19 protein-coding genes and 2 riboswitches are annotated in these 12,356 nt (G+C 37.4%); of the genes, 12 read left to right on the top strand and 7 right to left on the bottom strand.

The features are described 5' to 3' along the window. Positions 1-25: 25 nt before the first annotated feature. On the bottom strand, positions 26-727 hold the full coding sequence (locus ACFQ4X_RS11850; protein WP_379835357.1) for a TrkA C-terminal domain-containing protein: 702 nt from the start codon (positions 725-727) through the stop codon (positions 26-28). A 133-nt stretch (positions 728-860) separates the two neighbouring features. Between ACFQ4X_RS11850 and ACFQ4X_RS11845 the strand changes: the two genes are divergently transcribed. Further along, positions 861-1,019 (top strand): hypothetical protein, encoded by a 159-nt coding sequence (locus tag ACFQ4X_RS11845; protein ID WP_165389362.1) that lies wholly within the window; start codon positions 861-863, stop codon positions 1,017-1,019. 74 nt (positions 1,020-1,093) lie between these two features. Next, positions 1,094-1,819, top strand: a complete 726-nt coding sequence (locus tag ACFQ4X_RS11840) for a GDSL-type esterase/lipase family protein (protein ID WP_379835355.1) — start codon at positions 1,094-1,096, stop codon at positions 1,817-1,819. A gap of 35 nt (positions 1,820-1,854) precedes the next feature. Here the strand turns inward: ACFQ4X_RS11840 and ACFQ4X_RS11835 are convergent, their stop codons facing one another. Beyond that, positions 1,855-2,049 (bottom strand): hypothetical protein, encoded by a 195-nt coding sequence (locus tag ACFQ4X_RS11835; protein WP_077359415.1) that lies wholly within the window; start codon positions 2,047-2,049, stop codon positions 1,855-1,857. 176 nt (positions 2,050-2,225) lie between these two features. Continuing rightward, positions 2,226-2,386, top strand: a riboswitch (cyclic di-AMP (ydaO/yuaA leader). 167 nt (positions 2,387-2,553) lie between these two features. Here ACFQ4X_RS11835 and ACFQ4X_RS11830 point away from each other — a divergent pair. Further along, positions 2,554-3,789, top strand: a complete 1,236-nt coding sequence (locus ACFQ4X_RS11830; protein ID WP_379835353.1) for a dicarboxylate/amino acid:cation symporter — start codon at positions 2,554-2,556, stop codon at positions 3,787-3,789. A gap of 148 nt (positions 3,790-3,937) precedes the next feature. Then, on the top strand, positions 3,938-4,621 hold the full coding sequence (locus ACFQ4X_RS11825; RefSeq protein WP_379835351.1) for a hypothetical protein: 684 nt from the start codon (positions 3,938-3,940) through the stop codon (positions 4,619-4,621). Here the strand turns inward: ACFQ4X_RS11825 and ACFQ4X_RS11820 are convergent. Then, positions 4,618-5,193 carry a DNA-3-methyladenine glycosylase gene (locus ACFQ4X_RS11820; protein ID WP_379835350.1) on the bottom strand — a complete coding sequence of 192 codons (576 nt, stop codon included), beginning with the start codon at positions 5,191-5,193 and terminating at the stop codon, positions 4,618-4,620. The two genes, ACFQ4X_RS11825 and ACFQ4X_RS11820, sit on opposite strands and share 4 nt — an antisense overlap. Before the next feature lie 164 nt (positions 5,194-5,357). Here ACFQ4X_RS11820 and ACFQ4X_RS11815 point away from each other — a divergent pair, with 164 nt between their 5' ends. The 4 genes from ACFQ4X_RS11815 (at position 5,358) to abbA (ending at position 6,539) form a co-directional block, all read left to right on the top strand. Then, a complete protein-coding gene (locus ACFQ4X_RS11815; protein ID WP_156774282.1) occupies positions 5,358-5,522 on the top strand; it encodes a hypothetical protein in 165 nt (54 codons plus the stop codon). 110 nt (positions 5,523-5,632) lie between these two features. Beyond that, positions 5,633-5,821 (top strand): Fur-regulated basic protein FbpA, encoded by a 189-nt coding sequence (locus tag ACFQ4X_RS11810; RefSeq protein ID WP_379835348.1) that lies wholly within the window; start codon positions 5,633-5,635, stop codon positions 5,819-5,821. 119 nt (positions 5,822-5,940) lie between these two features. Beyond that, positions 5,941-6,026, top strand: a riboswitch (cyclic di-GMP riboswitch). A 47-nt stretch (positions 6,027-6,073) separates the two neighbouring features. Further along, positions 6,074-6,259, top strand: coding sequence for a hypothetical protein (locus ACFQ4X_RS11805; protein ID WP_077359410.1), 186 nt, complete (start codon positions 6,074-6,076; stop codon positions 6,257-6,259). A 91-nt stretch (positions 6,260-6,350) separates the two neighbouring features. After that, entirely contained in the window at positions 6,351-6,539 is a 189-nt protein-coding gene (gene abbA, locus ACFQ4X_RS11800; RefSeq protein WP_379835346.1) for an antirepressor AbbA, read from the top strand. Positions 6,540-6,928: 389 nt separating this feature from the next. On the opposite strand, the gene ACFQ4X_RS11795 is transcribed toward abbA, so the two are convergent. Then, positions 6,929-7,141: a hypothetical protein gene (locus ACFQ4X_RS11795; protein ID WP_066291901.1), complete on the bottom strand. Its 213-nt coding sequence runs from the start codon at positions 7,139-7,141 to the stop codon at positions 6,929-6,931. A gap of 219 nt (positions 7,142-7,360) precedes the next feature. Here ACFQ4X_RS11795 and ACFQ4X_RS11790 point away from each other — a divergent pair, with 219 nt between their 5' ends. From ACFQ4X_RS11790 to ytkD, 3 genes are all read left to right on the top strand, one after another. Continuing rightward, the gene (locus tag ACFQ4X_RS11790) at positions 7,361-7,624 is read left to right on the top strand and encodes a holin (RefSeq protein WP_379835344.1); all 264 of its coding nucleotides are present in this window, start codon (positions 7,361-7,363) and stop codon (positions 7,622-7,624) included. A gap of 87 nt (positions 7,625-7,711) precedes the next feature. Further along, complete coding sequence (locus ACFQ4X_RS11785) at positions 7,712-8,254, top strand: hypothetical protein (RefSeq protein WP_379835343.1); 543 nt, start codon at positions 7,712-7,714, stop codon at positions 8,252-8,254. Between the two features lie 112 nt (positions 8,255-8,366). Further along, positions 8,367-8,846, top strand: coding sequence for an RNA deprotection pyrophosphohydrolase (gene ytkD / locus ACFQ4X_RS11780; RefSeq protein ID WP_379835341.1), 480 nt, complete (start codon positions 8,367-8,369; stop codon positions 8,844-8,846). A 7-nt stretch (positions 8,847-8,853) separates the two neighbouring features. Here the strand turns inward: ytkD and ACFQ4X_RS11775 are convergent, their stop codons facing one another. From ACFQ4X_RS11775 to ACFQ4X_RS11765, 3 genes are read right to left on the bottom strand one after another with little or no spacing between them, the layout of a single operon-like run. Continuing rightward, entirely contained in the window at positions 8,854-9,660 is an 807-nt protein-coding gene (locus ACFQ4X_RS11775) for an ABC transporter permease (protein WP_379835339.1), read from the bottom strand. Then, positions 9,626-10,417 (bottom strand): ABC transporter ATP-binding protein, encoded by a 792-nt coding sequence (locus ACFQ4X_RS11770; protein ID WP_379835338.1) that lies wholly within the window; start codon positions 10,415-10,417, stop codon positions 9,626-9,628. The genes ACFQ4X_RS11775 and ACFQ4X_RS11770 overlap by 35 nt, the downstream gene beginning before the upstream one ends. Before the next feature lie 18 nt (positions 10,418-10,435). Then, positions 10,436-11,440, bottom strand: a complete 1,005-nt coding sequence (locus tag ACFQ4X_RS11765) for an ABC transporter substrate-binding protein (RefSeq protein ID WP_379835336.1) — start codon at positions 11,438-11,440, stop codon at positions 10,436-10,438. Positions 11,441-11,546: 106 nt separating this feature from the next. Between ACFQ4X_RS11765 and ACFQ4X_RS11760 the strand changes: the two genes are divergently transcribed. Further along, positions 11,547-12,341, top strand: coding sequence for an alpha/beta hydrolase family protein (locus ACFQ4X_RS11760; protein ID WP_379835335.1), 795 nt, complete (start codon positions 11,547-11,549; stop codon positions 12,339-12,341). Positions 12,342-12,356 lie beyond the last annotated feature (15 nt).

Here is a 12,356-nt window from a genome sequence, read left to right as displayed (position 1 = left end):
AAAAAGGGGCTTAATAGCTCCTTTTTTACCTTTTCTTTTCTTTTTCTGTTTTTTCTTTTAGTTCTTCCATTTCTTTTTTAAACCTTTTTGTAAGGGAGTTTTGATTACCGTACAGGAAAATCATATCTCCTTCTTGGATTTCAGTTGTATAGCTATCTTTTCTTAATGTAACATCACCGCGTTTAATAAATAACACCAGCATGTCATCTTCCATTTCAATAACGTCTTTTAATTTCTTGCCGATGACTGATGAGTTTTTATGGATTGGCAGTTCAATCACGACATCATCTTCATCAAAATACATCACATCACGCAGAGGCAGATCAGCTAGATTGTATTGTTTTTCAAGATGTCCTTCAAACGATTTCTCCAGATAACGTTTAAACTTCGGGATACTCATAATGAGGTAGAGTCCTATAAGAACCAATGTAATCATCCCAAGTTCAATAGAGCGAAACTCATCAGATAATATATTGCTAATCGCAGAAATGATTACAGCAAGAGAGAAAACACCGAAAAGAATAAGAAAAGTGCTCAGTCTTCTTCTGATTGGATGTTCTAATATTAGTTCTGATTCTCCTGTAGTGAACCCTGTTGCAGTGAACATAGAGATTACCTGGAAACGGGCTATTTCTTTTTTTAATCCTGTAAGTGTAAATAAAAGAACATTAATTTCAATTACGACTGCAATAATTGCAAAATAAAGTAAAGTAAACACAAAACCCACGAAGGCACCTCCGACTTATACTTTCTATAGCTATATACCCTAAAAATCTATATGTAATTATTTATATCCCCTTTTTTTCCGTTTCATAAAAATTTGATGCTTCACATATAGTTTTGTACAGGAGGGGATTAAAATGACAGGCTTTCTGATTGCCTTATTACCGGCAGGACTATTATGCGGAGGAGTGGCTTTGCTCATACATTCATTCGTGAAAAAGGACACCTATCATTATGATAAAGATCATCTTTGGGAAGATGCACCGCAAACTTCAGAAGATTATCGTATTAAATAGCACATTCATTACTTGATATTTTCCTTCAATATGGTAAAAAGTAATAAAACCATAACTAGAATTGAGGACGTAATGTGAGGAAAGTGTCAAAAAAGTGGTTAATTGGAGGGACGATTCTTGCCATACTTCTATTTGCCATATTTCAAGTAGGAAAAACAGAAGGTGCTAATAAGACAAAGACAATAAAAATAGTCGCTCTGGGTGATTCATTAACGTATGGGGTAGGGGATCCTTCAAAGACAGGATATATTGGCGTTGTACGTCAAAATATCCAAAAGCAAACTGGCAGAAATGTAATTGTTAATAATTTTGGGATCAGCGGACAAAGATCAGACCAGCTTTTACGTCAATTAGACAATGGTGTCGTAATAAAAGCCCTTAAACAGGCTGAATATGTGTTTGTATTTATAGGTACAAATGATTTTAGACATGCGGCTGGCTGGAACTTCCGCCAGCTTCCGCAGCAGCCGCTTCTGCTTGGAAAGGAAAAGCTGCGCAACAATTTAAGTAAAACACTTGCTGTCATTAGGGAAAACAACTCTTTTGCACAAGTATATGTTTTAGGTTTATATAATCCATATTTTGGCGAGGAGTATGATACAAAAGCTCCTGAAAGTATACGTTCGTGGAATGAAGCAATTATTGAAGCGAGCAAAGAAAGCACATTAACGAAATACATTTCTACGTATGAACTTTATGAAAATATCGAGAAAGACATGTATTTTGCAGATACTTTGCATCCGAATCGAAGAGGTTATTATAAAATGGGGAACTGGGTTTATAATCAGTGGAAGCCATAATAAAAAGCTGACCAATTTGGTCAGCTTTCTTCATGCTATTTTTTAAATTGAGCATCCAATTTGCCGTTCATGTCAATTAGGAATCCAATTTCTCGGCCTAATAACTCACCAAGTTCTTTAGCCTTTTTTTCACTTTCATTTTTTATCTGCTCAATTGTTAATTCACCTTTTAATTTTGAAGCACCAACGATAATGCTTAAATCACCTTTTTCATAAAATACGATCTTCATTTACAATACCTCCCTGAAAAATAGAACCTTTTACATAATTCGCTTATTTGTTCATGCTTATGGGGTAGAAAAGAAGTTTTGGAAAAACCTTCATGATGAAACATTTAAATGGAATAAATATGCATGTTCAGAAATCTTGACAAATTTTTATGTATGTTGATAAGATTAAAGCATGTTAATATGATTCGCTGAATTCTTTTGTTCTATTCTGAACTTAAAAGAAGCGGGGGAACCACACTTTGGCACTATGCCTGGGATGAATTTGTTAAAAGCAGAAGGGATAACTCTCAATTCCCTAATCCGACAGCTAACCTCGTAAGCGTTTTTGGAGAGAGAGCTTATATACATGGCTAAGTCTATGTGTTGCAGTGTACCCCACGGAAAATTCCTCTCTAATTTTCGTGGGTTTTTATATGCAAACAAAAATTTAGACATGTATTAGGACACACTCCTCACACTATAGTGATAATAGTGAGAATTTTCTAAATAAAGGGGGATGCGTTTATGAAATTATCAACAAAAATCTTGATTGCATTGGCACTTGGGGTTGTTGCGGGACTTATTCTTAACTTAGCCTTGCCAGATGCTTTCGCAACACTGGATAAGTATGTATTAAAACCAGTGGGAACATTATTCTTAAACCTTATTAAAATGCTGGTTGTACCAATTGTATTTTTCTCAATCGTTCTAGGTACTGCTGGATTAGGTGATCCGAAAAAATTAGGCCGTGTGGGTGCAAAAACTATAACTTACTTCCTTGCAACTACAACCATCGCCATCATTATTGCTATGGCTTTAGCACTTATTTTTAAACCAGGCGTTGGTGATTTTGAAACTGAAGGAGCAAAGTTTGAGCAGCAAGAGGCACCTGCAGTTGCAGACACATTACTGAATATCATTCCAACAAATCCTGTTGAGGCAATGGCAAACGGAGATATGCTGCAAATTATTGCCTTCTCGGTATTTGTTGGTTTTGCTCTCACAATGTTGGGAAGCAAGACAAAAGGAATTATGGATTTAATAGAACAAGGTAACGATATTATGATGTATCTTGTAAACGTTGTTATGAAATTTGCTCCGTATGGGGCGTTTGCTCTAATTGCTTCTGCTGTCGGAAGCCAAGGGATGGACGCTGTAAAGGCGATGGGCTTATATATGAGTGTAGTTATTTTAGCGCTGTTTATCCATTCTATCGTTGCATATGGTGGATCTATTGCACTATTAGCAAAAAAGAACCCAATTTGGTTCTTTAAAGGATTTGCACCTGCAATGTCAGTAGCGTTCAGTACTTCAAGTTCTAATGCTACACTTCCAATCTCAATGAAAACAGCACAAGAGAATCTTGGGGTTCGTAAATCCATCAGTGGATTTGTTCAGCCTCTTGGTGCTACGATTAACATGGATGGAACTGCGATTATGCAAGGGGTAGCAACTATTTTCATAGCACAAGTTTACAATGTGAACCTAGGTGTTACTGAAATGCTAACCGTTATCTTGACTGCCGTATTAGCTAGTATCGGTACAGCAGGAGTTCCTGGAGTTGGGCTTATCATGTTAGCGATGGTATTAAACTCTGTAGGATTGCCTGTAGAAGGTATCGCATTGATTCTAGGAGTAGACCGTCTATTGGATATGCTTAGAACAGCGGTTAATATCACTGGGGATGCTGCTTGTGCAGTTATCGTTGACAAAGGTGAAGATAAGCATGTTGGGGAAAGAAAAGAAGAAGCAACTGCTTAATAAAGTAATTGCAAGCCGCAGGAATTTCCTGCGGCTTTTGTTTATGCCAAAATCCCTAGTTTAGTAAAAATGAGTAAATAAATGTAAGCATAAACGGAACTTCATGTTAAAATAGATAAATACATAATGATGTTTCGGAGTGATATTTTTGGAAAAATGGCTTGAATTAATAATACTTGCTGGAAAAGTTATTTGGGTGCAGCTGCAAACCGTCATTAATCCCGTTGTTGAGTTAATGGAAAGCGGCATGAATTCTTTTTGGTTCGTGTTTGCTTTAACAGTAATAACAGGTTACATAATCTTGGAGATATTATATAAAGCTATTACTTTTTATCAGGCGCATAATTTCATTCACCGTAAGATGGTCAGGGAACCTGCCCGTGATATTGAATTTAGTCTCTTTATTAAGACTCTTTGGCAAACAGACCGATCTAAAGGGCTAGTAGCAAATGCGAAAGCGGCTAAAAGCCGATATTTACAGTTTAATTTACAAGAACGACTTTTTATTCAGAATAACTTGCAGCAGCGAATGAGATTTCTGAGAAATAATCAGCCTTTATTTTTATTGGCAGCTCTTTTTACAGGATTACTCTCGAGCGTTGCAGCAAATGTACTGCCTATCAATTCTGTAAGTTTTACGGGAGAAAGTGTTTTAAAAACTGCCTTATTCTTACTTGCATGGCTTTTTATCATGCAATCAAAATATGTTTCCATGAAAAAGCAGACCTATTACCATCTTGCATGGATGCAAGAGACGAACAGGACTGCAGCTGTTGACTTAATTCAGGATGATGCAGCTGTATCTATCAATGAAAGCAACCCTACGTATTAACGCGATACGTAAGGGTTGTTTTTTATCCAAAAACGATAGGGGAAATATACGGCCTCTTCCGCATATTGAATGCCTATCCTTGGTCCGGACTCTATTTCATGTGGCTGGATCTCAATTTTTTCTTTAATACTTATTCCGCACGTATTCATTTTTTGACCAGAATGCTCCAGCGAAAACCCCATACTTTTTGAAAGCTTGCCAGGACCATTTGTGAGCTGAACCTCTTTTCTCACTCCGCCTCTTCTTGCCTTCATGATTTCTATTCCTCTGACAGGCTGAATAGCTCTAATTAAGATTGCTTCGGGTTTATCTACCGGACCGGTCACAATATTGAAGCAAACATGCATGCCATATATGAAATAAGTATAAATTGTTCCTGCTTCATGGAACATGACTTCAGTTCTTGGGGTTCTCCGGTTTCCAAAAGAATGGGCAGCCCGGTCTTCAGGGCCTAAATAAGCTTCTGTTTCGACAATTATACCAGAAGTTAAACCATCTCGATTTTTATGAATAAGTTCCATTCCAAGAAGTCTTTTTGCCAGGTCTAATGTTGGCAGATTCCATAAATCCATTTTTTTCTCCTATTATGTATGACATGAGCATCATATTAGTAAAATAACCAATAGAATTTGTAGTATTATGTTACCTTTTGTCGGAGTTTTGCAAACGTAAAAAAAAGGAAATCATAAGTTTAGAAAGAAGTTTTTATAAAGCAAATAAATAGGAGGCGTTTAATGTGGATGGTTGGGTTAATGAAACAGGAATTTATCAGAATCTCTCCAAAAGACGCTGGGAATACTGGGAAGTGAGCCAGCACGGAGTAAAAACTATGGTTTCATGGCTTTGCTGGAATGCGCCTAACTCTGTTTATGAACAATGGAGTAAATCTGTCTTACATTAAACGAAGTACGTTTGAAGTTCCTTTCTGATGGAAGGGACTTTTTTATTTTCCTTGAATGCTTGAATCTTCTTTAAGGTGGTTAAAATGGTTAAAAAAAAGGAGATTGAGGAATGAATCATAATAAGGGTCAATTGAGAAGAGCTGTAGAAGGAAGAAAACAGCGTTTGATTCAGCATCTTATTCATAAAGGGCTATATGGTTATGAAGACCATAGACACTTAACGGAATTCACATTAACAGAATTAGAATCTGAGTGGAAAAATGCTCAGCTTATAGGAAGAGAGGATCATATCAGTTAAATATTTTTTAAATATTTAAAAAATAAATACTTATTTATTTTATTTTTGGTATAATATCCCTATGGGTAGGGAAAAGGGTTTATTTTTACGACAAAATAACAGAAGAAATACCATAAATCGTTTGATAAAGGCAAATTCACTGAAAAGTGGGGACGCAAAGCTAAAGGGGCTTCATTTTCTTACAATATGCCAGCCAGCTACCTTACGAATCATTATCCTCGATTTATGAAGTAAATGAGGGAGGATATGTATATGGAAAATCAAATTTTGTTCTTATCCTGGTCTGTGATCGGTTATTATTTAGCTATATTCTTTTGTTTTGGATTGCTTCTGTATTTTACAGCGACAATGGTAAAAAAAGATACTCGGATTATTGATTATTTTACTAATGTATTGATAATTATAGGTGCGATTGCATGGGTAGTTATCACGAGTTAGCATGAGATTGGAAATTTCCAAATTTTTAGTAAGGATATACTCTAAAGCCCCGCGTTATAATGAATGCATACATGGAAGGGGGGCTTTAACATTGAAATATAAAGAAAGACTTAATCTCTCTGAAGAAGATAAGGAATTACTAGTCGAAGCGTTACTTAGCCAGGGTTATGCATATGAGGTTGTAGATTCTGAGTTAAAAGATCTTGAATATGAGCTGAAACCCGGTTATGAATCTAAAATGAGAAAATTGAATGTATTATTAAAAAAATTACATAGCTAAAAAAATAAAGAGGTTGACTCAAAATAAAAACTTTTGAAGTCAAACCTCTTTTTATTTGGCTGTTTTCGTAAACATTGTTGCTATTTGAATATGTTGATTTCCGCTTCAGGATGCTCGCTTTCCGCGGGGCGTGCGGTGAGCCCCGGTGAAAGATATATGAAGTGCTGCTCCTGCGTCTACAAGAAAATCCTGCCGAAGCGAGTTTCCTCGTCGCATGCCCTGCGAGAAGAATACTCAGGTAGTCGGCACGCTGATCCCGCAGGAGTCTCGCACCTTGCGCTCCAATCAACTAATCAAAGAAGCGTACTCAACAAAAAAGTCCAAATGCAACAATCTTTTAGAAATGAGCCTATTATTCAAACCTTTTAGATATTGTCCATAATTCTAACTTAAGTATCTAGTAACCCTTTCCTTCTAGCTTCCATCCGCCATTCAGCTTCTTTTACTAATCTTCTAGGCAGTTTTCCTCTATTTTTCAAGAAAGACCAATATGTTAAATACTGTGGCGGTCTTGAAACAGGAGACACATTCCTCGCATATTCCCACCAAGAGATTTCATTTGCTTCTAGACGTATAAGAAAAAGATCGTCACCTTTTACCATAAAACTCACTCCTGTCTTGCCTTTCATTACCCATAGTATGGACCGATTTAATAAAAATAACCGAAAAAAGTCATGGCACTTCAGTTTATGCAAAAAGGTGCATTATGATTAGGACAAAAAGTAATTTTTTAGTTAGGCAGGATTTAAGTTATGCAGCTTGAATCTTTAAAATACATAAAGGATGGAAGAACGAGCTGTGAAAAAGAGGAGGTGGTCCGGTTGGAGCAGGTACTCATGTTTTCATCGCTTCTGGCCCCATTAGTTACTGCACTTATGGAGCTGTTAAAACGTACTTTCCCGATTCCTAAGAAATATATCCCTATTAGCAGCTTTTTTGTTGGTTTAATAGTTGGAATTCTTGCTTACCCTTTTACCGATATGGATGCAGAGCTAAGGCTATGGTCTGGAGGAATAGCTGGCTTGGCAGCAACTGGATTGTATGAAATAGGGAAGAAAAGTAAAAAATCAAAAAGAACATGCTAAAAAATACAAGTATTTATACTAAATGTTTAGAATTTGTAAGACAGTGAATAGATTATAGTAATAAAACAATGACGGGTGGTGGATTTCGTGAAGGCTTTTATAGCACTATGTTTTGCTGTTATGTTGTCCTTTCTATTTGTCCCTAACATCCCAGATCAAGTTCAAGAGAATTCCGGTACGAAGGATAAAGCGATCTCACAGCCAGTTAATGCTGAAGAGAAAAAGACTGGAGAGAAAAAAATTCCTTCATTCAACGAGGATCTTGCAAAGAAAAATGCAAGCCTTTTCATGGAAGCTCTAAAACAGGAAACAGATGATAATTATAAAGTAATAAATTATTCTACAAAAGATGAACTTATAACTTATTTAACTAACTTTGTTTCTGAAGATATTGCTGCATACTATACAGATGGTTTATTTGAAGAAAAAGAAAGTTCTTTGTATATCATTCCGACTGAATTGCCTCCTTGGTTAGAAGAAGAGGAACCGGTAAATATCAAGCAGCTTTCTGATACATCTTATCGCGTTTATCAAAAGAACAGTTCTGATCTTTACGGTATCTATGAAATTACTCTAGGATATGAATATATTGACGGCAAATGGATCATTACATTTGCTTCAGTGGATTAAGCATGGGGCTACCCATGTTTTTTCACGATTATCTGAATGACCGATTAAAACAAATGGACTTTAAATGTTGTGAACTTTACAATAGAGGAAATAGTCGAGATGGAGTAGTGCGATGGATATTATTACATTTAAAGATTTCTATAACAACACCGTACAATTGTCGTTTTCTGACCACCCATTTTCTGATACTCCAATGCATGTATGGTGTATTTGTAAATTCAAAGACCAGTGGTTATTAACCGAACATCCAAGGCGAGGTATAGAATTTCCCGGTGGGAAAGTAGAGCCAGGCGAAACAGCAGATGAGGCCGCAATCCGAGAGGTCTATGAAGAAACAGGAGGACGTGTTTCTGAATTAAAATACATTGGCCAGTATTACGTAGACGGAAAAGGCGGAAAAATCATAAAAAATATCTATGTGGTCAACGTAGATAAAATTTTATTGAAACATCGTTATTTTGAAACGAATGGTCCAGTCCTAATGAGTCAACTTCCAGAAGATGTAGCAACCAACAAAGCCTTTAGTTTTATGATGAAAGACCAGGTATTATCAGAAAGCATGAGGTACGCTCTCGAACAGTCCCTGGTCTGATCAGAATTTATGAATGGTGCTTTATAAGTTTACTCTCTAGGTACTCGACTCCTTGATACATTACCGTAGCCATTACAGCAATGATTAAAAGGCTCATTAATACAAGTGTGAAATTGAACACTTGGAAGCCGTAAATGATCATGTAGCCTAACCCTTGTTTTGAAAAAAGAAACTCGCCGACAATAACTCCCACCCATGATAAACCGACGTTTACTTTCAGAGACGAAATAATACTTGGGAAACATGCTGGAAGGATGACCTCTTTAAAACATTGTTTTTTATCCCCGCCGAATGAACGGACAACTTTAACATAGTTTTCATCAACGTTTTGAAAAGCCGTATACACGACAAGTGTTGTAATAATAACTGAGATGAGAACTCCCATTGCTATAATCGATCCAAAATTAGGTCCGATCGCAACTATCAGAATAGGACCTAAGGCAACTTTCGGCATAGCATTAAGAACAACCAAATATGGATCTAATACTCTTGATAAAAAAGGTGACCACCATAGCAATGCTGCTAATAAGGTACCGATAAGGGTACCAAGTATAAATCCAAGAACGGTCTCGCCAAGAGTAAATGCAACATGGATATAAAGAGATCCGTCACTTGTCTTTTCGAGAAACAGAGTCCAGATTTTAGTTGGAGAACTAAAAAGCAATGGATTGATCCAGCCTTGTTTTGAAGAGATTTCCCACATTGAAAAAAAACTTAGAAAAATGAGCAGCTGGACAATCCGGATGTTTCGTTTTTCTTTTTTTATGGATAAAAGAAACTCAAGATGTTTCTTGTTCGTGATCGTTTTGCTCAATGTGTTCCAACTCCTCCCATATTTGCTGAAATGTTGCTGAAAAATCAGGGTGCTGTCTCGCTTCGAATGGCAGGAGGCCATTTAGAGTTTCTGGAATTTTAAACGTGCGGAAAATACGGCCGGGATTACTCGATAATAATATGACATTATCACTCATCGCAATTGCTTCACCAATATCATGGGTAACAAGAATAGCCGTTTTACCGTGTTCTTTTAGAGTAGAAGATACTAAGTCTTCTAGCTTCAGTTTTGTTTGGTAATCTAAAGCTGAGAATGGCTCATCAAGTAAAAGCATCTTTGGCTGGGTTGCTAATGTTCGAACAAGTGCCACCCTTTGCCTCATTCCACCTGAAAGTTCTGAAGGGTATTTACTTTTTGTATGTTCAAGTCCGATTTCTTTTAATAAACGGAAGGCAGCTTGAATGTGTTCGGCTGTATTTTGATTTCTGAGCTTTAGGCCAAGCGTAATATTATCTTCGATCGTCTTCCATGGAAAAAGATAATCTTGCTGAAGCATATAGCCAATCTTTGGATGTGGCTGATTGACTGGCTGATTGTTTACCATAACCGATCCAGCGGTTGGTATTAGAAGACCTGCGATAATAGATAACAAGGTGGATTTTCCGCATCCGCTTGGACCGAGAATGGAAGTGAACTCTCCTTCATTTATTGAAAGTGAAATATCTTCTAAGGCCGTTGTGGCGGATGTTTTTGAGAAGTAAGTTTGACCGATTGATTTTAGCTGCAAAAAAGCCACGACGATCCCTCCTGCACTTTATTTAATAGCTTTCTTCGCTAACGTTGTATCAACGAGAACATCATAATCGATCTTTTTTGGAAGTTCTCCAGCCTCTTCCATTATGGTTTGCAGGTTGTTCCACTCTTCTTCATCCAATATTGGATTTAATGCAAAGCTATGCTGGCTCTTATAACGATCAACTACTGTTTCAATTAATTCGACAGGGGTATCTTCAAAATATGGTGCGATGACTTCAGCAATTTCGGCAGCGGAATGGTTTTCTACCCATAACTGAGCTTTGTATAAGCCTTTTGTGAATTTCTCAAGAGTTTCTTCGTTTTCTTTCATGTAACTTTCTTTTGCCATGAAAGTCGTGTAAGGGATTTTCCCCGATTCTGCTCCAAAGGAAGCAACGATGTGACCTACACCTTCTTGTTCAAAAAGACTAGCTTGAGGTTCAAACAATTGAACATAATCACCTGTACCAGAAGCAAATGCATTAGCGATATTTGCAAAATCAATGTTTTGTATCATTGTCAGATCGTTTTTAGGATCGATCCCGTGTTTCTTAAGACCAAATTCACCAGCCATTTGAGGCATACCGCCTTTACGCTGACCTAAGAAAGTACTGCCTTTTAACTGTTCCCATGAGAAAAAATCGGGCTTATTGCGTGCCACTAAAAAAGTTCCGTCCGTTTGCGTAAGCTGTGCGAAGTTGATTACAGGGTCTGTAGATTCTTGAGCGTGAACATAAATGGTTGTTTCTGAACCTACAAGTGCAACATCAGCACCGTCTGACAGTAAAGCAGTCATCGTTTTATCTCCGCCCCAAGTTGTTGTTAATTCAACGTTAATCCCTTCATCTTCAAAAAAACCCTTTTCAATGGCTACATATTGAGGGGCGTAAAAAATAGAGCGGGTAACCTCTGCTATACGGATTTTTTCCTGTTTAGAACTGGAAGTGTTACAACCAGCCAGAAGCAAGGAAAAGGCAAGCAGGGAAGTAAACAGTAAAGTGAATTTCCTTTTTAAATGTTTCATTGCAATCCTCCTGCACAAATAGGGATGAAGTCATGACTTTTATGTAATAATGTATGTGATTACTGAAAATGTGTGTTTGCCCACTAAATAAACAAGGAGTGTCGGAATGAAACGAGCAAAAATCATAGAATGGCAGCGATTTCCTTCCCCACATCCAACCATTAAGCTGTATGTTGTAACGTATTTAAATGACGGTTTGAGAATAAAAGGTCTGGCTGCTCTGCCTGAGGGGAAAGGGCCTTTTCCGGGATTTCTCTATTTAAGAGGCGGTATTAAGTCAGTTGGCATGGTTCGTATCGCAAGGATTATTCAATTCGCATCACAAGGATTCGCAGTAATGGCTCCATATTACAGAGGAAACCTAGGTGGAGAGGGAAACGAAGACTTTGCCGGTAAGGACCGGACTGATGCCTTTACTGCATTTGAAGTACTGAAACAGTTTCCAAAAGTTGATGACAATGAAATCCATGTGTTTGGTTTTTCTAGAGGCGGTCCAATGGCGCTGTTTACTGCTATGAAGTACCCTGAAATTAAATCTGTAGTTACTTGGGGCGGTGTAACAGATATGGCTGTCACTTATGAGGAAAGAGAAGACTTGCGCCGGATGCTGAAAAGGGTAATCGGCGGCACCCCAGAAAAGTATCCTGAAGAATACGAATGGCGTTCACCCTTGTATTACTGTAGTGAATTACAAGCGCCTTTATTATGTATTCACGGAATGAGAGATGAAAATGTGAGTGTACAGCACACACTTAAGATTGAAAAAAGGTTAGAAGAACTCGGAAAACCATGTGAAACTTGGATCTATCCCGAATATACGCATTACTTTCCGCCAAAGGAAAACAGAAAAATTACATATGCGTTATGTGAGTGGATGAAGGAGCATGGAAAAAGGAGCTGAATGAAAACAGCTCCT

The sequence above is a fragment of the Fictibacillus halophilus genome (assembly GCF_042680145.1).
In the GTDB taxonomy this organism is placed as follows: domain Bacteria; phylum Bacillota; class Bacilli; order Bacillales; family Fictibacillaceae; genus Fictibacillus; species Fictibacillus halophilus_A.
The sequence above is the reverse complement of the archived record's forward strand: the minus strand, read 5'-3'. Positions and strand labels throughout refer to the sequence as shown.